Source organism: Exiguobacterium sp. s133 (assembly GCF_018618595.1).
GTDB classification, from domain to species: Bacteria; Bacillota; Bacilli; order Exiguobacteriales; family Exiguobacteriaceae; genus Exiguobacterium_A; species Exiguobacterium_A oxidotolerans.
In genome coordinates this window covers 168,660-191,678 of the sequence record NZ_JACSMK010000006.1, presented here as the reverse complement: position 1 = coordinate 191,678, position 23,019 = coordinate 168,660, and the positions used below count along the sequence as shown (strand labels likewise).

Sequence of the window (23,019 nt, the reverse complement as noted above, 5' to 3'; positions counted from 1 at the left end):
AAAGTCACGTTGACGAAGCTTGCGCTTCATTCATTGTTTGTATCCGAAGATACGTTTTTTGCCTCATCGTTCAGTTTTCAAAGTTCGTCCGCGCCTGTTTTGGCGACTCAATTAGAATACCAAGTCTGGAACGATAAGTCAACAACTTTTTAAAAGAATTTTTTTCGTTCGTTTCAAGCGTGCGTCCTCTTTAGGACATGAAATAATATACCATGCGATTTATTATTGTGCAAGCATTTTTGATAATTAATTTTAATTTCATTAAAAATTGTTTTATAACTTTTGACTAGACTTTCATTTTTTGTTGGTATAAGTGGCTTTTGCCACGTCTTCCTGTTTTTGAGCCGTACCTTTCGACTTTTAGCATTCACCTTTTTTAGGACACCTGTCACATACGGCTCAAACAGAAAACTAACCTATTCCTAGCAGATCCACCTAAATGTTTCCCTCTTCATAAAAGTTGATCTACAGACTGATTAAACTACGCGTTTCTTCTATATAGTAAGTTTGCTTTAATCCATCAGCTGCATGATGTTCAACTGCCGGTCTTCCATTAAGTCTTTCACGACTTGCTGGTTCTGCTCATCATAGACGATGACAGGACGATCAAAGATGACATTCTTCCGCACGACAGTTGCAATTTTTCCGTTACTCATCAAAACACGATCTCCGATTCCAATCGGCAATAAGAGTTGTCCGAGTAATGTAACGTACTTCGAATCGTACTGCATCGGCCGCGCTTTTAGGTGAACGTATGCATCGTATGCCGTATAAGCCTCCCGGTATGGACGCCAGCTTGTCATTGCCGCAAAAACATCTGCTACGATGAAAAGACGTGTATGATCCATGATTTTATCACCCGTGGCTTTTAATGGGTAACCGGATCCGTCTAGACGTTCATGGTGTTGGACGATTAAACGTTTGACCGTATCTGAAATGACAGTATCGTTTTGTAAGGCTTGATAAGCCATCGCCGGATGCCGATGGAAAATCTCTTGTTGCATCGCTTCATATCGTTTTGTATGTCGCCACTCCATGATACGTGCAAGTCCATAGTCTGCAAAGTAAGAGGCTGTCCATAAGTCTTGAATCATCTTTCGTTCTTTTCTGACTGCTTCCGCTAACAGCTGAGCGAGTGCACCTCGATAAACCGCATGGCGAACTGTATATGCTTCCGTTCCCCGTTCAAGGAAAAACGGTAAAATGTCTTCCCGACGAACTGTGTCTGGCATCGAGTTTTTAACCCATTTCAAAGCTTCATATGTATTCGGGGTGAAACCTTGTTCCCATGAGGTGAAGACTTGATTATAGGAATCAACAAGTTCTTCGAATGGATTTTCGCTTACTTCTTGAAGACGAACCATCTCTTGTTGACTTTCTTCGACTAGACCTTCTGGTCGTTCCTCAATATCGATTTCCTTAATCAAAAACCGTTTCAGGCGTCTTAGTTCGTCTGTCCCTAGTTTTTTTCCAGCTTCGACAATCGGTATATCGGTATGTAAAAAGACTGACTCCTTTACCCGATCGCCGATGATGAGTCGCTCGCTTGCGATACGCATCTTACCTCGTCCCTTTCTCTCATCAGTTTTATTTGTAGAAAAACAGCAGAGTAGGGACATCTACCGTCCGACTCTGCTGTACCTCTTTATTCCATACTGATGTTATTCTTCTGTTTCTTCGATTACTGTTTCTGCTTCAACAACCGGAGAAATGTTTTCTTCATCCACGACAGTCGACAGCTCATCAACGATCGTTTCTTCGTTTTCTTCTTTTTTCAGTTTCGCGACGGTAGCGACACGGTCACCTTCTTCAATCCGGATGACTTTGACACCTTGTGTGTTACGTCCGACACGTGAAATATTTTGTGAATCGGTCCGGATGACGATTCCGCCTTCTGTCATGATCATGATGTCATCATCGACGTCAACGATTCGCAGGGCAGCAATTTGACCAATCCGGTCGTTCACTTTACTTGCAATCAATCCTTTACCACCACGCGTCTGGCTTCGGAATTCAGTCATTGGTGTCCGCTTCCCGAATCCTTTTTCCGTAATGACGAGGACATCTTGTTCTTCACGCGCAAGCTCCATGCCGATGACGATATCTTCTTCTGCTAGTTTCATCGCTTTGACACCACGCGCACCACGTCCCATTGAACGAACGTTTGTGATCGGGAAACGAATCGCCTTACCACGGTTTGAAACGGTAAAGACTTCATCGTCTGTCGATGCGAGACGGACAGATGTCAATTCGTCGTCTTCGAACAGACGAATCGCAATCAGACCGTTTTTATTAATCCGGGCATAAGCAGAGAGTGGCGAACGTTTAACGCGTCCTTTACGTGTCATGAAGATTAATGATTTTTGCTCATCCTGCATGACTTCTTCTGCATCAAGTACCTCTTCCGCTTCTTCTTCCGGTGTTACGTCGTCATCCGATTCGATTGTCGCTTCGATGATGGATTCTTCGACGACATTTTGCTCTTCCAGGTATCGTTTAAAGTTAACTGGAATCATCGTCTCGACCTTTTCACCGCGTTCAATCTGAATCAGGTTGATGATCGGCACACCTTTTGAAGTCCGGCTCATCTCAGGTACTTCATACCCACGGATGCGGTAGACTTTCCCGCGGTTTGTAAAGAACAGGATCGTATCATGCGTCGAACACGATAAGAGACGTGTTACATAATCCGCATCATTCGTACCGATTCCTTGGACACCACGACCACCACGACGTTGTGCACGATACGAATCCGTCGTGAGACGTTTAATGTATCCACTGCTCGTCAATGTGATGATGATATCTTTTTCAGGAATCAAATCTTCATCTTCGAATTCGATGTGGTCCATCCGAATTTCAGTCCGGCGTTTGTCGTTGAAGCGTTCTTTCACTTCTTCGAGTTCCGTCCGAATCAATTCAAGCAATTCTTCATCGCTTTCGAGAATTTTTTTGAGTTCCGTGATCAGCTGCATGATTTCATCATATTCAGCATCGATTTTCTCACGTTCGAGTCCTGTTAGACGTTGAAGACGCATATCAAGAATCGCTTGCGATTGTTTCTCAGACAAAGCAAACCGATCCATCAACTGTTCGCGTGCCGCATCAGCCGTTCGGTTCGCTCGGATGATTTTGATGACTTCATCCAAGTGATCGAGTGCGATGCGAAGACCCGCAAGAAGATGTTCCCGTGCTTCCGCTTTCTCAAGGTCGAACTGTGTCCGGCGACGGACGATTTCTTTTTGGTGCTCGAGGTAATGATAGAGCATCTCTTTGAGTGTCAGCGTTTTCGGACGACCACCCACGATCGCAAGCATGTTGACACCAAACGTTGTTTGCATCGATGTCTGTTTATATAAGTTATTTAAGATGACACTTGCGTTCGCGTCACGACGAATTTCCATGACGATCCGCATACCACGACGATCGGATTCGTCACGTAAGTCCGTAATGCCTTCAATTTTCTTCTCACGGACGAGATCGGCGATTTTTTCTACGAGACGCGCCTTGTTGACTTGATATGGCAGTTCCGTCACGATGATCCGCTCGCGGTCTTTTTTAGCTTGTTCGATTTCTGCTTTCGCACGAACGATGATTGACCCACGTCCCGTTTCATAGGCACGGCGAATCCCGCTTCGACCTAAGATTTCACCGGCTGTCGGGAAATCAGGACCTGGAATGTGTTGCATCAACTCGGAAATCGTAATCTCCGGGTTATGCGTTAGCGCAAGTACGCCATCGATGACTTCACCTAATTGGTGCGGCGGAATGTTTGTTGCCATCCCGACTGCGATCCCGCTTGATCCATTGACGAGCAAGTTTGGAAAACGCGACGGTAAGACTTCTGGTTCGCGCTCTGATCCATCATAGTTATCTTTGAAATCAACGGTATTTTTATTGATATCGCGAACGATTTCCATCGCGATTTTTGACATACGGGCTTCCGTATATCGCATCGCAGCGGCAGAGTCGCCGTCGACAGAACCGAAGTTTCCGTGTCCATCCACGAGCTCATACCGGTAGCTGAAGTCCTGTGCCATCCGAACCATCGTGTCGTAAACAGCAGAATCACCGTGTGGGTGGTACTTACCGATAACTTCACCGACGATACGGGCAGATTTTTTATGTGGCTTATCTGCGCGGATACCGAGATCGTTCATCGCATAAAGAATACGACGATGTCCTGGCTTCAGACCGTCACGTACGTCAGGAAGTGCACGTGCGACGATGACGCTCATCGCGTAATCCATGAAGGATGTACGCATTTCTTGACTAATATTTATATCTTTAATGATTCCTTGTTGATCGGACATTCGTCTGGCCACCCTCTCTATTCAACGTTAAATATCCAAGTTCTTCACGTAATGCGCGTGCGACTGGATAAAGTCACGACGTGGTTCTACCTGATCTCCCATCAAGATATCGAATACTTCATCCGCTTCGATGGCATCTTGAAGTTCAACCCGAAGCATTTGACGACCACTCGGATCCATCGTCGTTTCCCAAAGTTGCTCTGGATCCATCTCACCGAGACCTTTGTAACGCTGAATGTCGTAACGCGCGTTTTCTGGAAGTGCGGCTAAGGCCTCGTTCAGCTCACGTTCGTTATGCACATACGTGATGTTTTTCCCTTGCTTGATTCCGTATAGCGGCGGTTGTGCGATATAGACATAACCATGCTCGACGAGCGGACGCATATACCGGTAGAAGAACGTCAACAGGAGTGTCCGGATGTGGGCACCATCGACGTCGGCATCGGTCATGATGATGACTTTATGATACCGTGCTTTTTCGATGTTGAATTCTGAACCGATACTCGTTCCGAGTGCGGTAATGATCGTCCGGATCTCGTTACTGCCGAGAATTTTATCGAGACGGGCTTTTTCAACGTTCAAAATTTTACCACGGATCGGTAAAATCGCTTGGAAGTGACGGTCACGACCTGATTTCGCAGAACCACCCGCTGAGTCACCCTCAACGATATAAATTTCTGAAATCGTTGCATCCCGCGATGAACAGTCGGCCAATTTACCAGGAAGTGAACTTACTTCAAGGACACCTTTACGACGTGTCAATTCACGCGCGCGTTTCGCTGCCATCCGGGCACGCGAGGCCATCATTCCTTTTTCGACGATTGCACGAGCATTCGACGGGTTTTCCATCATGAACTGTTCAAAGATGGAAGAGAATAACGTATCGGTCGCTGTTCGAGCATCCGAGTTACCGAGCTTCGTTTTCGTTTGTCCTTCGAATTGGGGGTTCGGGTGTTTGATCGAGACGATTGCCGTCATTCCTTCACGGACGTCTTCCCCAGACAACGTACCGTCTGCTTCTTTCATCAAACCGAACTTCTTCGCATAGTCATTGATGACACGCGTCAACGCCGTCTTAAAGCCCGTTTCATGCGTACCACCTTCATGCGTCGGAATGTTGTTCGTAAACGAATAGATGTTGGCTGCAAAGCCATCGTTGTATTGAAGCGCAACTTCGACTTCGATGCCGTCCTTCGTTCCGTGGACGTAGACCGGTTCCGGGTGAACAACTTCTTTCGAGCGGTTCAAGTGTTCAACGTACGACTTGATTCCACCTTCGTAATGGAAGTGCCGCGTAATCGGTTCTTCTGCACGATCGTCCGTAATGACGATGTTCAGACCTTTATTCAAGAAAGCGAGTTCACGTAAACGTGTCGCAAGTAAATCGTAATCGTATTCGAGTGTTTCCTGGAAGATTTCACTGTCCGGGAAGAAACGAATCATTGTCCCTGTCTCTTCTGAAGTCCCGATGATTTCGAGATCTTGTGTTGGAACACCACGATGATACGATTGATAATAGAGCTTCTCGTTCCGCTTAACGAATACTTCAAGCTTCGTCGACAACGCATTGACGACCGAAGCCCCGACACCGTGAAGACCACCTGATACTTTGTAGCCTCCGCCACCAAACTTACCGCCGGCATGGAGGACCGTTAAAATGACTTCGACTGCAGGACGTCCCATTTTTTCTTGAATATCAATCGGAATCCCCCGACCGTTATCCTCAACTAGAATCGAGTTCCCTGGTTCAATCGTGACTTTAATCGTGTCACAGTATCCAGCCAGTGCTTCATCAATCGAGTTATCGACGATTTCCCAAACTAAATGGTGGAGCCCTTTCGACGCGGTTGATCCAATATACATACCTGGACGTTTTCGAACGGCTTCAAGACCTTCAAGTACCTGAATCTGATCGGCACCGTACCCTTGTTCCAATTCCATATCTTCATGATTACTCATCGGTTTTCTCACCTACTGTTTCTTTATAGGATGTCTCTTCCAAAATAACTGCTCCTTGTTTCACGTGGAACAACTTCGCTTGTCTAATCGTTTCATGTGCGATTCCCTCGACACTCGTCGTCGTCAGGATCGTCTGAACCTTTTGTTGCATCGTATCGAGTAAATGGGTTTGACGATGATCATCGAGTTCCGATAACACATCGTCTAGAAGAAGTAGCGGGTATTCCCCGACCTCCTCATGAATCAACTCAATCTCTGCTAGCTTCAACGAGAGCGCAGCCGTCCGTTGCTGTCCTTGTGAACCGTATGTCTGGACATTTCGTCCATTGACCTCCATTTCGAAGTCATCACGGTGTGGACCAAATAACGTCACGCCTCGTCTAATTTCATTTTCTTTTATTTTACCAAACTTCTGCGTATAAGAAGCAGTCATTCCTTCGACATCCAGCGAATCATCACTAAATGTATCGGATCGATAGCGTAGAACGAGTTCTTCCTGTCCACGACTGATTCCATCATGAATCGGTCGCGCCCACTTTTCGAGCTGGGCAATGAAATGATGACGGCGTTGAACGATTTTAACGGCAAGCGTAATCATCTGTTCCGTCAAAATGTCGAGGAACGTCTCGTCCCCCCCTTTAATTGACAACTGCTTTAACAACGCATTTCGTTGTTTCAACACTTTCAGGTATTGACTTAATTCATGCAGGTAGACCGGACTGACTTGACCAATCTCCATATCTAAAAAGCGACGCCGTACTTGTGGACTGCCTTTGACGATGTGCAAATCCTCTGGTGCGAACAACACGATATTGAGCGCCCCGATATAATCACTGAGGCGCCGCTGTTCGAGATGATTGAGCTTCGCCTTCTTCCCACGACTCGAAATCTGGATTTCCTGCGAATGGGGACCCATCCGCTTCATGACACGTCCTTCGACGCGCGCTGCTTCCGCATCCCACTGGATCAGTTCCTTATCGTGTGTCGTCCGGTGCGATTTCGCGAGCGCCAATACGTGGATCGCTTCGAGCAAGTTCGTCTTGCCTTGAGCATTTTCCCCGATTAAGACGTTCGTCTTTTCAGAAAAGAACAATTCCAGCGACTCATAGTTGCGATAATGACTGAGTCGTACCGAATCTAGTCGCACGTTAGTTCGCCTCGTTCTTGATGACGAATTGACCGTAGTCTTCTACGTCAATAACATCTCCATCCCGCAACTTACGACCACGTCGCTGATCGACCTCACCGTTGACGAGAATAGGTACCTCCGCTAGAAATGGTTTTGCTTGTCCTCCGCTCGAGATAATATCAGACAGCTTCAAGAACTGACCTAATGTGACATATTCCGACGTGATTTTGATTTGATTCATGGATTGACTCCTCCTACCTACATATTATAAATGACATACTCTTTATTGTACTAAAAAACTCATGATTTAGCAAAATGAACGAACATATATACGGATTACAAAAAAAACCCAAGAAACCAAGTCGGTTTCTCGGGGAGGGAATCAAGCCGTACGGACAGGTAAAATCAATTGCAAGACGTTATCTTGGTCGACCGGATGGAGAATGAATGGTCGAATCGATCCCGTGAATTGAATTTCAATATCCGTCGCATCAAGTGCTTTCAAGGCATCCATCATGTATTTCGAGTTGAAAGAAATCTTCAGCTCTTCGCCTTCAAGCGACAAGATGCTCACTTGTTCCGAAACTTTCCCAACTTCTGGTGAGTGCGATGAAATTTCGACAGCTGTCGTACCTTCTGCTGCAAACTTGATGACGTTGTTGCGGTCTTCACGTGCAAGAAGTGATGCCCGGTCGATTGCCTGAAGCAATTCCTTCGCATTCATACGGACAGCCGTCCGGTACTCTTCCGGAATTAAACGCGACGTATCCGGATAGTTCCCGTCGAGTAAGCGAGAGAAGAATAGGACATGTTTCATTTTGAAGAGGATTTGCTGGTTCGTGATCGTGACATCGACATGACCATCACCTAACAGTTTCGATAATTCGTTTAAGCTCTTACCCGGCACGATGACATTTTGGAACGAAATCTCGTTCTCTGTCTCAAACTGTGCCCGGCGTAGTGCAAGGCGATGACTATCCGTCGATACGCATGTCAAAATGCCTTTATCTGCTGAGAAGTTAACCCCTGTCAAAACAGGACGTGTTTCTTGAACCGCGACGGCAAAACTCGTCTGACGGATCATTGAACGTAATAGATCTGCGGGTAAACGGAACTGTTGTCCCCCATCGACTTGTGGAAGACGCGGAAACTCGTCTGAATCAAGACCGTTCAGATGAAATTCAGCTGTCCCGGATTGAATCCGTGTCATGAAGTTTGGAGAGACTTCGATGATGACTTCGTCTGTTGGTAACTTTTTAACGATATCACCAAAGAAACGGGCATTGAGGACGACACTACCGGCGCGGTGGACGGTTACATAAGAAGTACCATTCTCTTCCGCATAGATTGTCCGTTCAATTGAAATCTCGGTATCGCTTCCTGTTAACGTCATTCCGTCACCATGCGCTTCAAGTTTGATTCCCGTTAAGATTGGAATCGTTGTTCTTGATGAGACAGCTTTCGCTACGTCCTGGATGGCTTGGATTAAAGTATCGCGTTGAATTGTAATATGCATATTGTCGTTAAGCTCCTCTCAAAATGGGCGTTACATCATCATAACATAATAATATATTTTTTTAATAATAGTATTAGGGGCTGTGGATAGTGTGGATAAGTCGGTGGATAACTTGGTATAGAGCCAAACTGCGTGTGGATAACTTGTGGATAACTAGCCTCTTTTATCCACAGCTTATCCACAGGTTCAGGAATGTTTCAATTCATGCTTAATTTGTTCGATGACTTTTCCTGTTTCTCCATCCGATTTAACGAGCATACTGATTTTCTCATGTGCATGGATGACTGTCGTGTGATCCCGTCCACCAAATTCCTCACCAATCTTCGGTAAAGAGCTTTCCGTCATCTCTCGCGAGAGGTACATCGCGATCTGGCGGGGAAAGGCAATCGATTTTGTTCGTTTTTTAGCCTTTAAGTCGTCAAACGGTAAGTTGAAGTGTTTACTGACGGACTCCTGGATGTCGCGGATCGTGACTTTTCGCGGCTCCGTGACCGGCATGATGTTATGCAGCGCTTCTGCTGCAACATTCGGATCAATCGTCCGTCCGACCAGGTTCGCATAAGCGATGACACGCGTCAGCGCCCCTTCGAGCTCGCGGATGTTCGTGTCGATTTGACTCGCGATATAGAGCATGACTTCATTAGAAACATCAAGTTGCTCGGCATTGGCTTTTTTCCGCAAAATCGCAATCCGTGTCTCAAGGTCAGGAGGTGTGATGTCTGTTATCAATCCCCACTCGAACCTAGAGCGAAGCCGATCTTCAAGTGTCGGAATTTCTTTTGGTGGTCGATCACTCGAGATGATGATTTGTTTTTGATCATTGTGCAGGGCATTGAATGTGTGGAAAAACTCCTCTTGCGTCTGCTCTTTTCCTGCGAGAAATTGAATGTCATCTATTAATAGAACATCGATATTCCGGTATTTGTTCCGAAACTCAACGGTTTTATTGTCCCGAATCGAGTTAATGAAGTCATTTGTAAAACGTTCCGAGGAGACATAGGCGATCCGCGTCCCAAGGTTTTGATCTTGGACGTACTGGCCAATCGCGTGCATCAAATGGGTTTTACCAAGTCCGACTCCTCCATAGATGAATAAAGGATTATAGGCTTTCGCAGGTGCTTCTGCTACAGCCAAGGAAGCGGCATGGGCAAAACGGTTACCTGATCCAATGACAAACGTATCGAACGTGTATTTTGTATTCAATTGACCGAGTTCACTCATGACCAGCTCATCGGTCGGTTTTCGTGACGATTGTGCACGATTTGATGTTTTAGACGGTGGTACCGTCTCAGACGCTTCCTCATTTTGACGATCGAGCATCTTCTTTGCTTGGCCTTCCTCGATAAATTGAATATCAAGTCGACTCCCTGTCACTTCTTCAACCGTATCTTCGAGTAACGATAAGTATTGACGTTCCAGCCAAGTAACGGTAAATGCAGCTGGTGCTGAGATGATCAGTGTCGTTCCATTCAGCGTGACGCCTTCAGTGGATTTTAACCACATGTCATAACTTGCCTTAGGTGTCCGTTCTTCTTCCTCGATCACAGACAATACATTATGCCAAAGTTCGGCAGCGTTTTTCATAAATACCCCCCTTTTTCTATCATGATATAAAAAACTATACACAGGTTTATGCACAGGACAAAGTTAATGAAGAAACTCGACTTATCCCCACAACATAAAAACTGTGGATAACGTTATCCACAGGCAAGTAAAACTGTGTATAAAGTTATCCACAGGGTGTGTATAACTTGAAAATTCAATTTGGTTCGTGTCGTTGTTATGCACAATTAGTGTATCAAATGAAATGAGCCCTGGCAATGCCTAGAGTGATTTATCCACAAGTAAATAAAGATATACACAGGTAGTTACCCACAGGCTGTGGATAGTGTGGATAAGGTGTGGATAACGTGTGTATAACTTTTTGAAAGAGGAAGCGTAAAAAAATAGTTATACACAAAATCAAAAATAGTTGGAGAATCGAGTCGAAAATCAAACCTTGACGTTGATTTTAAAAAATACTATTGTAGACAAAGTGAAGAGTTATCCACGGAAAGTGTGGATAGTGTGGATAAGTCTGTGGATAGTTTTAATTTGGGGAATTTCCTAGTGTTCATGCAGATCGGATTCCTATCTTGTAATACGAACCCTCATCCAGATTTCTATCGTAACGAATCGTATAGAATCGAACGAGATAATTCTTACGAACTTTCATTGACAAGGTCCCTTTTGATTTATATAATGTACAAGACTGCCTTAAAGTAGAAAACGATGTTTTTTAATAGAGTAATTTTTAAAGGAGGTGCAGACTAAAATGAAACCAACTTTCAACCCAAACAACCGTAAGCGCAAAAAAGTTCACGGATTCCGTGCGCGCATGGCAACGAAGAGTGGCCGCCGGATCTTGGCTGCTCGCCGTCTTAAAGGCCGCAAAGCCTTGACTGTATAATCGAGCGATGATGAGATCACTTCTGGCGATGCCTGAGGTGATCTTTTTTTTGCTTTTTTTTTAAGGGTGTTCGTGCTTTTGTCACAACCCCCTCTCGCGAAGCAGGATTATTCTATGATATGATGAAAGACGACGAATTTTCGTGATGTCAGGATGGAGTGTGATCAAGGTGAAGAAGGAATACCGCGTCAAGAAAGACAAGGAGTTCCAAGCGGTGTTTACTCGAGGAGCCTCTGTCGCCAATCGGCAATTTGTCGTATACGCACTAAAAAAAGACCAGCAAGCTCATTTTCGGATTGGTTTATCAGTGAGTAAGAAAATCGGAAATGCTGTCGTACGTAATCAGGTAAAACGGTACCTTCGTGAAGCATTTTTGTTACATGAAGCTTCGATTGCACCAGATTATGATCTTGTAATCATCGCCCGCAATCCAGCTGCGAAGATGACTGCGCAAGAAGTCGCAGATAGTTTGCGGCATGTATTAAAGCGTTCCGGCGTCTGGAAGCGGCAAGTTAAATAAATACGTAATATATTCTGTTTGATTTGTAACGGTCTTTCCTGATTCTATCTATAGAAGGAGTCTGACCGACAAAGGGTAAACATCATTAGGAGGAATTATGAACAAGAGAACTAAGATTTGGTTGACACTTGGACTGATGTCAGTACTCGCGGTTGTTCTATCGGGTTGTACACCTGGAACATACGGAACAGGTGAACCGATTACTGCTGACACAGAAGGTTTCTGGAAACATTATTTTGTTTGGCCGATGGCTTGGTTGATTGGAAAAATTGCAGAATACTTTAACGGGGATTACGGGATTGCAATCGTGATTACGACATTGATTGTTCGTCTTGTCATCTTACCGTTGATGATTAAACAGACGAAGAGTATGGGTGGTATGCAAGTCATCCAGCCAGAAATGATGAAACTGCGTGAGAAATACAGTTCAAAAGATCAGGAAACACAACAGAAATTGCAACAGGAAATGATGAAGCTTTATCAGGAGCATAACGTCAATCCACTTGCAGGTTGTTTACCGATCTTAATTCAAATGCCAATCCTGATTGCCTTCTATAACGCAATCATTTACACGCCGGATATTTTCAAGCATACGTTCCTTTGGTTCGATCTTGGAAAGCCAGATCCATATTTTATCTTACCGATTCTTTCAGCAGTCTTTACGTACCTGCAACAGAAACTCTCGATGGCAGGGCAAGAAGATAATCCGCAGATGAAAATCATGTTGTACGTCTTCCCGGTCATGATCTTCGTCATGGGTGTGACGTTACCCTCTGCCTTGTCACTTTACTGGGTCGTTGGTTATATCTTCTCGATCATCGTGACGATCGTGATCATGAAGCCGATGCGTGAGAAGATCAAATTACAGACTGAAGCAACGATTGCTTCAAAACGTGAAAAAGAAGCGGCCGAAGCAGCTCCTGCTCCGAAAAAGCCGAAAAAGAAACGTTAATCACAAATGAGGGCGATACTCCGTTTTTACAGAGTGTCGCTCTTTTTCTTTGAGTCATTTTCGTGTATAGTTGTCACGTTATACCCATTTATAACTAACTCATCAATTAATCATAGAAACGATAGAAGAAAACGAGGTGTGAATGACGAATGATGGAATTTGATACGATAGCCGCGATTTCGACACCGATGGGCGAAGGGGCGATTGCAATCGTCCGCTTATCAGGTCCGCAAGCAGTAGCAACGGCAAACCGAGTGTACCGAGGTGCGAATCAGTTAACGGAAGTACCAACCCACACGATTCATTACGGGAAATTAGTTGACCACGAGACGGAGCAGGTCGTCGATGAAGTAATGGTCAGTGTCATGCGGGCGCCGAAGACGTTTACGCGCGAAGATGTCGTCGAATTGAATTGCCATGGTGGAGTCGTCGCGGTCAATCGTGTACTCGAACTCATTCTGGCACAACCTGATGTTCGTCTAGCAGAACCAGGTGAATTCACGAAACGCGCCTTTTTGAACGGGCGCATCGACTTATCACAAGCTGAAGCCGTGATGGACTTAATCCGTGCGAAAACGGACCGGGCGATGACGGTTGCAATCGGTCAAATCGAAGGGCGGCTCTCGAAGCTTGTCCAAGAATTGCGCGAACAGCTGTTACAGACGATCGCTTCGATTGAAGTCAACATCGACTACCCGGAATACGATGCGGAAGAAATGACGCAACAAATCGTCCAAAAAGATGCTGGGGAAGTCCGCCGCATCCTGACGGAACTGCTCCGGACGGCGCGCCAAGGAAAAATTCTACGTGAAGGCCTGTCGACAGCAATCATCGGGCGACCGAACGTCGGGAAATCATCTTTGCTCAACACATTGGTGCAAGAAGCAAAAGCAATCGTCACGGATATCGCAGGGACGACCCGTGATACGATTGAGGAATATGTGAATGTCCGCGGTGTACCGCTCAAGTTGATCGATACGGCAGGGATTCGGGAAACCGAAGATATCGTCGAACGAATGGGTGTCGAAAAATCACGCCAGGCACTCAATTCGGCGGATTTGATTTTACTCGTCTTAAACGGGAATGACGAATTGACGCAAGAAGATATTTTGTTGTTTGAAGCGATTCGCGATATGAACGCGATCATCATCGTCAACAAGAGTGACCTTGCGCAACAAATCGACTTAACACGTGTTGAAGAACTGGCTGCAGGACGCCCGGTCGTCACGACATCCTTGCTTGAAGAAGCAGGCGTCAACGACCTCGAAGCAGCAATCGCAGCCCTCTTCTTCGAACAAGGTGTTGAAAGCCAAGACATGACGTACGTCTCGAATGCACGTCATATTCAATTGATTAAACAAGCGAGTCAGATGATTGAAGATGCGCTCGGGGCGGCAGAAGCAGCGATGCCGATCGACATGGTCCAAATCGATTTACGCCGGGCATGGGATACGCTTGGCGAAATCAATGGGGATACGGCGCAAGATAGTCTACTCGATAAACTTTTCTCCCAGTTTTGTTTAGGGAAATAATTGCACTGTCAGGTTGTTGATTCATAAAAGGAGGAACCGAAATTATGGCTTATCAAGCAGGTGAATTCGACGTCATCGTCGTCGGAGCCGGACATGCTGGAATCGAAGCGTCACTCGCATCAGCGCGAATGGGTTCGAAAACGGTGATGTTAACGATGAATCCCGACATGGTCGGATTCATGTACTGTAACCCGTCGATTGGTGGTCCCGCAAAAGGGATTGTCGTCCGGGAAATTGATGCATTAGGTGGCGAGATGGCACGAGCAATCGACGCGACTTACATCCAAATGAAAATGCTCAATACATCAAAAGGTCCGGCCGTCCGTGCACTCCGGGCGCAGGCAGATAAATTTGAGTATCAAAATCGAATGAAAAAAGCCCTTGAGGATGAACCGAACCTCTTGTTACGTCAAGCACTCGTCGAACGTCTATTGATTGAAGATGGACGCTGTGTCGGTGTCGTGACGAATACGGGAGCAGAGTACCGGGCGAATGCTGTCGTCATTACGACAGGAACGTTCATGCGCGGGAAAATCATCATCGGCGAACTCTCATACGAGAGTGGTCCGAACAATCAGATGCCGTCCGTCAACCTATCGAAGCATCTCGAGGAACTCGGGTTCGAGCTCGCGCGCTTCAAAACAGGGACACCACCCCGAATCGATGGAAAAACAATTGATTATTCAAAAACCGAAATCCAACCAGGGGATGCGGTTGCTTTACCGTTCAGCCATGAAACGACTCAGATGATCACGGAGCAGATTCCATGTTGGTTAACGTATACGACAGAGTACACACACCAATTGATTGACGCGAACTTACACCGTTCACCGATGTTCTCAGGCATGATTAAAGGAACAGGCCCACGCTACTGTCCTTCAATCGAGGACAAAGTCGTCCGGTTCAATGATAAACCGCGTCACCAAATCTTCCTCGAGCCGGAAGGTCGCGATACGGAAGAAGTCTATGTCCAAGGGTTATCAACAAGCTTACCGGAAGATGTCCAACATGATATCTTACGTTCGATTCCCGGTCTTGAAAAATCAGAAATGATGCGTCCCGGCTATGCAATCGAATACGATGCGGTCATTCCGACACAACTGTGGCCGACACTTGAAACGAAACGGGTCGAAGGGTTATTCACAGCAGGACAAATTAACGGTACGAGCGGCTACGAAGAAGCTGCCGGACAAGGCATCATGGCTGGAATCAATGCGTCGCTTAAAGTTCAAGGCAAAGAGCCATTGATTTTGTCGCGTTCGCAAGGGTATATCGGTGTCATGATTGATGATCTCGTCACAAAAGGGACGAACGAACCGTATCGCCTCTTGACGTCACGTGCTGAATACCGTCTCTTACTCCGTCATGACAATGCCGATCTTCGCTTATCTGAAATCGGGCATGAACTCGGTCTGATCAATGATACGCGTCATGCGAAACTCGAACTGAAAAAAGACGAAATCAGTCGCGAAATGAAACGTCTTGAAAAAGTCGTCATCAAAGCGACACCAGACGTCAACGAAAAACTGACAGCAATCGGTGTCTCACCGTTGAAAGAAGCGTTGCACGCAATTACGTTATTGAAACGTCCGGAAATCACGTACGCAATGATTGCAGACATGACAGAGCCACCTGTCGCATTGTCAGCGGAAGCGGCCGAGCAAGTCGAAATCCAAGTCAAGTACGCAGGTTATATCGACAAACAACTCGACCAAGTCGAACGTATGATGCGGATGGAACAAAAACGAATTCCGGATCGACTCGATTACGATGTCATCAATGGTCTCGCGATTGAAGCAAAACAGAAACTAAACCAAGTGCGTCCGCTCTCGATTGGACAAGCATCACGGATTTCTGGGGTTAACCCGTCAGATATCTCGATTTTGCTAATTTATATCGAGCAAGGCCAATACGCATTGACTGCGGAGTGATAACATGAACGAACAGCAATTCGTAACGGCTTTAGCCGAGCAAGGTCTCGACGTCTCAGAACAACAATTACACCAGTTCAAACGCTACTATGAACTGCTCGTCGAATGGAATGAAAAAATGAACCTGACGGCGATCACGGATAAAGAAGATGTTTACTTGAAACACTTTTATGATTCGATCACAGCGGCTTTCTACTTTGATTTCACAGAAGTCGAAACCGTTTGTGATGTCGGAGCCGGTGCCGGTTTCCCGAGCCTCCCGATTAAAATCATGTTCCCGCACTTAAAAGTCACGATCATCGATTCACTGAATAAACGAATCGGCTTCTTGAACATGCTCGCGACAGAACTTGAACTTGAAGGTGTCGCGTTCCATCATGGTCGGGCCGAAGAGTTCGGTAAAAACAAACAGTTCCGGGAACATTTTGATGTCGTGACGGCACGCGCCGTCGCCCGCATGTCAGTCCTTGCAGAATACTGTTTGCCACTCGCGAAAGTCGGCGGACAATTTGTTGCCTTGAAGGCAGCGAAGTTAGGGCAAGAGTTAGAAGAAGGCGCAACGGCACTCAAAGTACTTGGTGGTAATTTACGGGAAAGTTTCCAGTTCCAATTGCCAGGTGAGGAAAGTGAGCGTAATATCGTTATTGTAGATAAAAAACGATTAACACCCGGGAAATATCCGCGTAAGGCGGGAACACCGGCTAAAGATCCACTGAGTTAAACACCGTTTCACGTGAAACGATGACTGATAAAGGTGAGGTGCGCGAACGTGAAAAATGCAATTGCTAAACTGCTTGGTAAAGGGGGACAGCCTGTCCCGCTTGAGCTTGATCCCCGAGACACGCTTCAGGAGCTAAAGCTGACAGAGCTTGTTGCCAATCAATTCCAACCCCGAACGATTTTTGATGGGGAGCGGATTGAAGAATTGGCGATGACGATTGAAGAACATGGGTTACTACAGCCAATCGTAGTACGAAAACAGGGGCTAGGTTATGAAATCATCGCAGGTGAGCGTCGTTTTCGAGCGGTTCAATCACTTGGGTGGGAAACGATTCCCGCAATTATCAAGGAAATGACCGATGAAACGACAGCTGCACTCGCATTGATTGAGAATCTACAACGGGAAGAACTGACTCCAATCGAAGAAGCAGAAGCATATGAACGATTGCTTGCGATGCAACACATTACGCAAGAAGTCTTAGCACGTAAACTAGGACGCAGTCAGTCGACGATTGCGAACAAGTTACGTCTGTTGCGTTTGCCAGCTGAAATTCGCGAGGCATTGAAGCAACGGACAATCACGGAACGTCACGCGCGCGCCTTGTTGCCTTTAAAGGATGCAGATCTTCAAATCTCAGTCTTAGCGGAAATCATGGAACGCGAATGGAATGTCAAAGAAACGGAACAGCGTGTCGAGCGTCTACTGACACCGAAAAAGCCGAAGAAGCGACATAAAAGTTTTGCACGGGATACACGGATTGCGTTGAATACACTACGTGATTCAGTCGACATGATTGAGCGGACAGGATTGACCGTCGAAAAAGAAGAAGTAGATTGTGAAGAATATGTCGAGGTGCGAATTCGCATCGTGAAGGCACGTCCGTAAACTGCGGTCGTGCCTTCCGCTACGTTTAGGAGAGATTTATGTGAATGAGATACCCCTGCGGGCGATTCGACCGAATCCAGGTCAGCCGCGCAAACAGTTTAATGAAAAAGCATTACAAGAATTAGCACATTCTTTACGGCAGCACGGGATGATTCAACCGATCGTCGTTCGACCACGTGATGGATTTTACGAAATCGTCGCCGGGGAACGCCGGTATCAGGCAGCAAAACAAGTCGGATTCGTTCATGTACCCGTCTTAATCATCGAGGCCAATGATACGCGGATGATGGAGCTTGCCTTGATTGAAAACATTCAGCGCGCTGATTTAAGTGCGATTGAAGAAGCGATGGCGTATGCCGAAATGTTGGAAGAGTTTGAAGTGACGCAAGCAGAACTTGCGAGCCGTGTCGGAAAAAGCCGTTCGCACATCACGAACAGTCTACGCTTGTTGCAGTTACCGCCACTCGTCCAACAAGCAGTCATGGAAGAACGTTTATCGATGGGGCATGCACGTGCCTTGCTCGCTTTAAAAAACCCGCAAAAAATCGAGCGGATGGCGGAACGCGTCATCACGGAGAATTGGAATGTCCGTCGTCTTGAGCAAGAGCTCCGCGAACGTAAGCAAAAGCGGCATGTTTCTGAACAGACGACTGAACTTCATTTTATTGAAGACGCGTTACGGGAGCGGATCGGGGCCAGTGTTCGAATCAAGATGACGAAGCAGGCAGGGAAACTAGAAATCGATTTTATGGACGAAGAGGATTTAAATCGGATACTTGAGATTTTGTTGCCGGAAGAAGAATGACAAAAAAATAAGGACAAGCGAGTCGTAAGGATTCGCTTGTCCTTATTTTAATTGTAGTGTGTGCTGTTTAGATCGAACGGGGCGTAAAGGAAATCGTCGTTCGTTTTGTTTCCGCTGCCAGTTTCGCATCGAGTAAGGCGAAGCTGTCGGCAACAAGTTCAGCTAATTCATAGACGAGATGGAGTCGGGTATTTTGCAAAATCATCATTTCCATGAATCCACTGACGTTGACGACGGCTTTGATGTTGAAGTCGCCAACAGCAGGCAATTCTTTTTGGACACCGGCTCCGGGTGCGAGAGGACCTTCCGAGAAAAAGACATGACCGACGCTCGATAAGCGTCCGAGACAAGCATCGATGGCGATGACGAGTGGTTTGTAATGGGTCGTTTGAATCGAGTGAAGTGTTTCAGCTAAATTTAAGGCATGAACCGGTTTGGCTAATGTGCCATACACATGCATATGAGCGGGACGGGATTTTTCGAGGAATGTACCGACGAGTGGACCGAGGGAATCCCCCGTCGAACGATCGGAACCGATACAAACGAGAACGACAGGACGTGTTTCTTTCGTCGCAGCGACTTGCTCGTGTAATTGTTCAGCTAATCGTTCTTTCGCAAACGGCTCTGTATGCTCTAAAAAGAAAGAATAGGGCTTTGGCTCATGTGAATGAAAGCGGAAGTTCATCTCTAGATCATCCTTTCTTCTCTAGGTGTCTACGTCATGGTGTATTGGCGAGAGTGAAGGTGTTCTGTAATGATTTTCCTTTCCCGGTTTTTCAAGAAAACTAACGTCGAAATCGGTTCTTTAAGTTGAAACTGATTTAAAATCACGTATACTGTCGTAATAGAGAGAAATGAAAGGATGAAGAGAATGGCTACCAATCAAGATGTGAAAGAATCAGTCGCCCAGGTCGATAAGTTGATTGCGCAAGTGACGGACACAGAAATGTGGATTCGGTTTGGACTCAAGGTGACAATTGCGTTAATCATCATTGCCGGATTTTATATCCTGACACGGATCATGACGGGAGCAGTCGCCCGTTTGTTTACGATTCGAAAAATCAACGAGCATGATTATTTAGCGCAACGACAAAACGAGACGTTACTCAAATTGTTACAAAATGCGATTCGCTACGTCCTCGGAATTGTCATGTTACTGACCGTGCTCAGTCAATTCGGAATCAACATCACAGGGCTCGTCGCCAGTGCAGGGATTGCCGGTCTCGCCATTTCGTTTGGTGCGAAAAACCTGGTTCAAGATATCATCACAGGTGCCTTCATCATCTTCGAACGACAGTTCAAAGTCGGTGATTATGTCCGCGTCGGCGTGATTGAAGGGATTGTCATCGAGCTTGGTATTCGGACGACGAAGCTGAAAGGTCTGACGGGCGAGATTCATATCGTTCCGAACGGGCAAATCCTGCAAGTGACGAACTTCTCGGTCGATAACAGTTTTGCCTTAGTCGATGTCCAAGTTCCGTATGAAGAGGATCTCGACCGGGTCGAGACGATTCTGAACGACATCTCGGAAGCGACGACGAAGAAATATGCCGATATGTTCGTTGAACCGATTCAAATACTCGGTGTCCAAATGCTTGATTCTTCTGGCGTTGCGTACCGCATGATGGCAGAAGTACCACCGATGCAACATTTTCAAGCGGGACGTTTGATGCGTAAAGAATTCAAACAAGGTCTCGAAGCGGAAGGAATCCAGATTCCGTACCCGCATATGGTCATGATGAACACTACAGATCAAGGGAATGGTGAACAAATCAATGATGCCAAAAACGTACAATCTCCATGATTATGTCGAAATGAAGAAACAACATCCATGCGGAACGAACCGGTGGCAAATCATTCGTGTCGGCATGGACATCCGCATCAAATGTCAAGGGTGTGGGGCAAGCATCTTAATGCCACGGCGCGATTTTGATAAGCGGTTAAAAAAAGTCTTACCAGAATGAGTTTTATCAAATACGACCGAAGCGCTTAATAGGTGCCTCGGTCTTTTTTAATTACAAAGCAGAACGCTAATGGTGGAAAAAAGGTTAAGGAGAAGTCTAAGTTTTGATTAAGCGGCTAGGTGAATTAGCAAACTCTTTAAAAAAGAATTCCCATCTCCTTGCTTAAAAAAATTGAACTATCTATAATTGTGAAAGATGTGCTGACGTGGTGTAATCAATCTACCCACTGCGGCCGCTAGCACGGATTTCCTAGGAAATACCGAAAAGGAGGAATTCCAAGTGGGATTAACAGCAGGAATCGTTGGCTTACCAAACGTAGGAAAATCAACACTTTTTAACGCAATTACTCAAGCAGGTGTCGAGGCGGCGAACTATCCGTTCGCAACAATCGATCCGAACGTAGGTGTCGTCGAAGTACCCGATGCACGTCTTCGTAAATTGACAGAACTCGTCAACCCGAAGAAGACCATCCCGACAGCATTCGAATTCACGGATATCGCCGGAATCGTTAAAGGCGCGTCAAAGGGTGAAGGATTAGGAAATAAATTCTTAGCAAACATTCGTGAAGTCGATGCGATTTGTCAGGTCGTCCGTTGCTTCATCGACGAAAACATCACACACGTCTCAGGTAAAGTATCACCCATCGATGATATCGAAACAATCAACCTCGAGTTGATTTTGGCCGATCTCGAATTGGTTGAAAAACGGATCCAACGTGTCCAAAAACAAGTTAAGTCACGTGATAAAAACGCAGCAGGCGAACTCGAAGCACTTGAAATCGTCCTCGCATTGCTCGAAGACGAAAAACCAGCACGTCTTGCAGAATTAAACGAAGATCAAGCGGCAATCGTGAAACACTTCCAATTGTTGACGATGAAACCGATGCTTTATGTCGCAAACGTCGGGGAAGATGAAGTCGCGGATGCAGACAGTAACGAAAACGTTCGTCTCGTCCGTGAGTTTGCAGCAAAAGAAGGGGCGGAAGTCATCATCATCTGTGCCCGGATCGAAGAAGAAATCGCTGAACTCGAACCGGAAGAACGTCAAGAGTTCCTCGTTGACCTCGGAATCGAAGAGTCAGGTCTCGATCAATTGATCCATGCAGCCTATAACACGCTCGGTCTCGCGACATACTTCACAGCGGGCGAAAAAGAAGTTCGTGCCTGGACGTTCAAAAAAGGGATGAAAGCACCACAATGTGCCGGTGTCATCCACTCTGACTTCGAACGCGGATTCATCCGTGCTGAAGTTGTCGCATACGATGACTTAGCAGCAGCTGGAAACATGGCGACAGTCAAAGAACAAGGACGTTACCGTTCTGAAGGTAAAGAATATGTCTTCCAAGATGGCGATGTTGTCACATTCCGCTTCAACGTTTAAGCAGAGCGAACGAATCGTTATTGCATAAACCAAAATACTTTGATAGTATTAACAAATGTGAGTAATGAATTATTGCTCCTTGCTCGATGAATCGAGCCGCCAGTCCAAGAGGAGGTGACAGATATGCGTAAATACGAAGTACTTTACATCATCCGTCCGGAAGTTGATGAGGAAGCACGAAAAGCTCTAGTTGAGCGTTTCAACAAAGTCCTCACTGACAACGGTGGTACAGTTGAAAAAACAACTGAAATGGGTAAACGTCGTTTCGCTTACGAAATCAATGATATGCGTGAAGGATTCTATGTTCTTCTTAACGTGACTGCTGAACCAGCAGCTACTAAAGAACTTGACCGTCTCATGAAGATCAGTGACGATATCGTTCGCTTAATGATCACAAAAGACGAGAAATAAGCTGAAACAGGAGAGTGATTCTGATGATTAACCGCGTCGTTTTAGTCGGTCGGTTAACTCGTGACCCTGAAATGCGTTATACGCAGAGCGGGATTGCGGTAACGCGATTCACACTCGCATGTGACCGTCCATTTACGGGACAAGATGGGAAGCGAGAAGCTGATTTCATCGATTGCGTCGTATGGCGCAAGCAAGCAGAGAACGTTGCTCAGTATTTGAAAAAAGGTAGCCTCGCAGGTGTCGAGGGTCGCCTACAGATTAGCAGTTATGACGATAAAGAGGGTCAACGTCGATATCGTGCTGAAGTCGTCGCGGATAGTGTTCGATTCCTAGAATCACGCAATGCAAGCCGTTCTTCAGATAGTGACAGCTATTCTTCGAATTCAAATACAGGTGGAAACGGGAATGCTGCAGGATGGGGTTCACAGCAACAGCAGAACAACTCTTCCTCGCCAGCACCCGCTTCATCTTCATCGAACTCGGGCTTCGGCGCTGATCCGTTCAGCGGTGGAAGTTCGATCGATCTTTCAGACGACGATCTCCCATTCTAATGGG

21 protein-coding genes are annotated in these 23,019 nt (G+C 46.1%); 13 read left to right on the top strand and 8 right to left on the bottom strand.

Annotation, left to right across the window (positions count from 1 at the left end; translation table 11 throughout):
- Nucleotides 1–512 precede the first annotated feature (512 nt).
- The 7 genes from KNP96_RS10375 to dnaA form a co-directional block, all read right to left on the bottom strand.
- Nucleotides 513–1,559, bottom strand: coding sequence for an HD-GYP domain-containing protein (locus KNP96_RS10375; protein ID WP_214770330.1), 1,047 nt, complete (start codon nucleotides 1,557–1,559; stop codon nucleotides 513–515).
- A 102-nt stretch (nucleotides 1,560–1,661) separates the two neighbouring features.
- Nucleotides 1,662–4,310, bottom strand: a complete 2,649-nt coding sequence (gene gyrA / locus KNP96_RS10370; protein ID WP_214770327.1) for a DNA gyrase subunit A — start codon at nucleotides 4,308–4,310, stop codon at nucleotides 1,662–1,664.
- 27 nt (nucleotides 4,311–4,337) lie between these two features.
- Nucleotides 4,338–6,251 carry a DNA topoisomerase (ATP-hydrolyzing) subunit B gene (gene gyrB / locus KNP96_RS10365; protein ID WP_204251446.1) on the bottom strand — a complete coding sequence of 638 codons (1,914 nt, stop codon included), beginning with the start codon at nucleotides 6,249–6,251 and terminating at the stop codon, nucleotides 4,338–4,340.
- A gap of 10 nt (nucleotides 6,252–6,261) precedes the next feature.
- The gene (gene recF / locus KNP96_RS10360) at nucleotides 6,262–7,416 is read right to left on the bottom strand and encodes a DNA replication/repair protein RecF (protein ID WP_029332175.1); all 1,155 of its coding nucleotides are present in this window, start codon (nucleotides 7,414–7,416) and stop codon (nucleotides 6,262–6,264) included.
- Between the two features lies 1 nt (nucleotide 7,417).
- On the bottom strand, nucleotides 7,418–7,639 hold the full coding sequence (gene yaaA, locus KNP96_RS10355) for a S4 domain-containing protein YaaA (protein ID WP_029332174.1): 222 nt from the start codon (nucleotides 7,637–7,639) through the stop codon (nucleotides 7,418–7,420).
- Nucleotides 7,640–7,780: 141 nt separating this feature from the next.
- The gene (gene dnaN, locus KNP96_RS10350; protein WP_029332173.1) at nucleotides 7,781–8,914 is read right to left on the bottom strand and encodes a DNA polymerase III subunit beta; all 1,134 of its coding nucleotides are present in this window, start codon (nucleotides 8,912–8,914) and stop codon (nucleotides 7,781–7,783) included.
- Nucleotides 8,915–9,100: 186 nt separating this feature from the next.
- Nucleotides 9,101–10,498 (bottom strand): chromosomal replication initiator protein DnaA, encoded by a 1,398-nt coding sequence (gene dnaA, locus KNP96_RS10345; protein ID WP_029332172.1) that lies wholly within the window; start codon nucleotides 10,496–10,498, stop codon nucleotides 9,101–9,103.
- Nucleotides 10,499–11,228: 730 nt separating this feature from the next.
- Here dnaA and rpmH point away from each other — a divergent pair.
- The 8 genes from rpmH to KNP96_RS10305 all read left to right on the top strand — a co-directional run bounded on the left by rpmH (nucleotide 11,229) and on the right by KNP96_RS10305 (nucleotide 18,709).
- Nucleotides 11,229–11,363 (top strand): 50S ribosomal protein L34, encoded by a 135-nt coding sequence (rpmH, locus tag KNP96_RS10340; RefSeq protein WP_012371910.1) that lies wholly within the window; start codon nucleotides 11,229–11,231, stop codon nucleotides 11,361–11,363.
- Nucleotides 11,364–11,532: 169 nt separating this feature from the next.
- Nucleotides 11,533–11,883: a ribonuclease P protein component gene (rnpA, locus tag KNP96_RS10335; RefSeq protein ID WP_029332171.1), complete on the top strand. Its 351-nt coding sequence runs from the start codon at nucleotides 11,533–11,535 to the stop codon at nucleotides 11,881–11,883.
- A 97-nt stretch (nucleotides 11,884–11,980) separates the two neighbouring features.
- Entirely contained in the window at nucleotides 11,981–12,835 is an 855-nt protein-coding gene (yidC, locus tag KNP96_RS10330; RefSeq protein WP_214766213.1) for a membrane protein insertase YidC, read from the top strand.
- Nucleotides 12,836–12,984: 149 nt separating this feature from the next.
- Entirely contained in the window at nucleotides 12,985–14,367 is a 1,383-nt protein-coding gene (gene mnmE / locus KNP96_RS10325; protein WP_088838305.1) for a tRNA uridine-5-carboxymethylaminomethyl(34) synthesis GTPase MnmE, read from the top strand.
- Between the two features lie 44 nt (nucleotides 14,368–14,411).
- Complete coding sequence (gene mnmG / locus KNP96_RS10320) at nucleotides 14,412–16,298, top strand: tRNA uridine-5-carboxymethylaminomethyl(34) synthesis enzyme MnmG (protein WP_088838304.1); 1,887 nt, start codon at nucleotides 14,412–14,414, stop codon at nucleotides 16,296–16,298.
- 4 nt (nucleotides 16,299–16,302) lie between these two features.
- Nucleotides 16,303–17,019, top strand: a complete 717-nt coding sequence (gene rsmG, locus KNP96_RS10315; RefSeq protein ID WP_088838303.1) for a 16S rRNA (guanine(527)-N(7))-methyltransferase RsmG — start codon at nucleotides 16,303–16,305, stop codon at nucleotides 17,017–17,019.
- Nucleotides 17,020–17,067: 48 nt separating this feature from the next.
- Entirely contained in the window at nucleotides 17,068–17,904 is an 837-nt protein-coding gene (gene noc, locus KNP96_RS10310; RefSeq protein WP_088838302.1) for a nucleoid occlusion protein, read from the top strand.
- Nucleotides 17,905–17,944: 40 nt separating this feature from the next.
- Nucleotides 17,945–18,709 carry a ParB/RepB/Spo0J family partition protein gene (locus KNP96_RS10305; RefSeq protein WP_088838301.1) on the top strand — a complete coding sequence of 255 codons (765 nt, stop codon included), beginning with the start codon at nucleotides 17,945–17,947 and terminating at the stop codon, nucleotides 18,707–18,709.
- Nucleotides 18,710–18,776: 67 nt separating this feature from the next.
- Here KNP96_RS10305 and yyaC read toward each other — a convergent pair whose 3' ends face one another.
- Nucleotides 18,777–19,394 (bottom strand): spore protease YyaC, encoded by a 618-nt coding sequence (yyaC, locus tag KNP96_RS10300; RefSeq protein WP_029332164.1) that lies wholly within the window; start codon nucleotides 19,392–19,394, stop codon nucleotides 18,777–18,779.
- A 186-nt stretch (nucleotides 19,395–19,580) separates the two neighbouring features.
- Between yyaC and KNP96_RS10295 the strand changes: the two genes are divergently transcribed.
- The 5 genes from KNP96_RS10295 (at nucleotide 19,581) to KNP96_RS10275 (ending at nucleotide 23,015) form a co-directional block, all read left to right on the top strand.
- Complete coding sequence (locus tag KNP96_RS10295; RefSeq protein WP_088838299.1) at nucleotides 19,581–20,513, top strand: mechanosensitive ion channel family protein; 933 nt, start codon at nucleotides 19,581–19,583, stop codon at nucleotides 20,511–20,513.
- Nucleotides 20,485–20,673, top strand: coding sequence for a DUF951 domain-containing protein (locus KNP96_RS10290; RefSeq protein ID WP_012371900.1), 189 nt, complete (start codon nucleotides 20,485–20,487; stop codon nucleotides 20,671–20,673). The genes KNP96_RS10295 and KNP96_RS10290 overlap by 29 nt, the downstream gene beginning before the upstream one ends.
- A 279-nt stretch (nucleotides 20,674–20,952) precedes the next feature.
- A complete protein-coding gene (gene ychF, locus KNP96_RS10285; protein ID WP_214766217.1) occupies nucleotides 20,953–22,053 on the top strand; it encodes a redox-regulated ATPase YchF in 1,101 nt (366 codons plus the stop codon).
- A 123-nt stretch (nucleotides 22,054–22,176) separates the two neighbouring features.
- Nucleotides 22,177–22,464, top strand: a complete 288-nt coding sequence (gene rpsF, locus KNP96_RS10280) for a 30S ribosomal protein S6 (RefSeq protein ID WP_012371898.1) — start codon at nucleotides 22,177–22,179, stop codon at nucleotides 22,462–22,464.
- 23 nt (nucleotides 22,465–22,487) lie between these two features.
- The gene (locus KNP96_RS10275) at nucleotides 22,488–23,015 is read left to right on the top strand and encodes a single-stranded DNA-binding protein (RefSeq protein WP_029332161.1); all 528 of its coding nucleotides are present in this window, start codon (nucleotides 22,488–22,490) and stop codon (nucleotides 23,013–23,015) included.
- The last annotated feature ends 4 nt before the right edge of the window (nucleotides 23,016–23,019 follow it).

What these genes read in the sequence shown, in the direction of transcription:
- mnmG (WP_088838304.1), top strand. Translation starts at nt 14,412, where the DNA reads ATGGCTTATCAAGCAGGTGAATTCGACGTCATCGTCGTCGGAGCCGGA.
- mnmE (WP_088838305.1), top strand. Translation starts at nt 12,985, where the DNA reads ATGATGGAATTTGATACGATAGCCGCGATTTCGACACCGATGGGCGAA.
- rpmH (WP_012371910.1), top strand. Translation starts at nt 11,229, where the DNA reads ATGAAACCAACTTTCAACCCAAACAACCGTAAGCGCAAAAAAGTTCAC.
- KNP96_RS10275 (WP_029332161.1), top strand. Translation starts at nt 22,488, where the DNA reads ATGATTAACCGCGTCGTTTTAGTCGGTCGGTTAACTCGTGACCCTGAA.
- gyrA (WP_214770327.1), bottom strand. Translation starts at nt 4,310, where the DNA reads ATGTCCGATCAACAAGGAATCATTAAAGATATAAATATTAGTCAAGAA.
- gyrB (WP_204251446.1), bottom strand. Translation starts at nt 6,251, where the DNA reads ATGGAATTGGAACAAGGGTACGGTGCCGATCAGATTCAGGTACTTGAA.
- dnaN (WP_029332173.1), bottom strand. Translation starts at nt 8,914, where the DNA reads ATGCATATTACAATTCAACGCGATACTTTAATCCAAGCCATCCAGGAC.
- KNP96_RS10290 (WP_012371900.1), top strand. Translation starts at nt 20,485, where the DNA reads ATGATGCCAAAAACGTACAATCTCCATGATTATGTCGAAATGAAGAAA.
- dnaA (WP_029332172.1), bottom strand. Translation starts at nt 10,498, where the DNA reads ATGAAAAACGCTGCCGAACTTTGGCATAATGTATTGTCTGTGATCGAG.
- yidC (WP_214766213.1), top strand. Translation starts at nt 11,981, where the DNA reads ATGAACAAGAGAACTAAGATTTGGTTGACACTTGGACTGATGTCAGTA.
- rsmG (WP_088838303.1), top strand. Translation starts at nt 16,303, where the DNA reads ATGAACGAACAGCAATTCGTAACGGCTTTAGCCGAGCAAGGTCTCGAC.
- KNP96_RS10375 (WP_214770330.1), bottom strand. Translation starts at nt 1,559, where the DNA reads ATGCGTATCGCAAGCGAGCGACTCATCATCGGCGATCGGGTAAAGGAG.
- KNP96_RS10295 (WP_088838299.1), top strand. Translation starts at nt 19,581, where the DNA reads ATGGCTACCAATCAAGATGTGAAAGAATCAGTCGCCCAGGTCGATAAG.
- yaaA (WP_029332174.1), bottom strand. Translation starts at nt 7,639, where the DNA reads ATGAATCAAATCAAAATCACGTCGGAATATGTCACATTAGGTCAGTTC.
- yyaC (WP_029332164.1), bottom strand. Translation starts at nt 19,394, where the DNA reads ATGAACTTCCGCTTTCATTCACATGAGCCAAAGCCCTATTCTTTCTTT.
- rpsF (WP_012371898.1), top strand. Translation starts at nt 22,177, where the DNA reads ATGCGTAAATACGAAGTACTTTACATCATCCGTCCGGAAGTTGATGAG.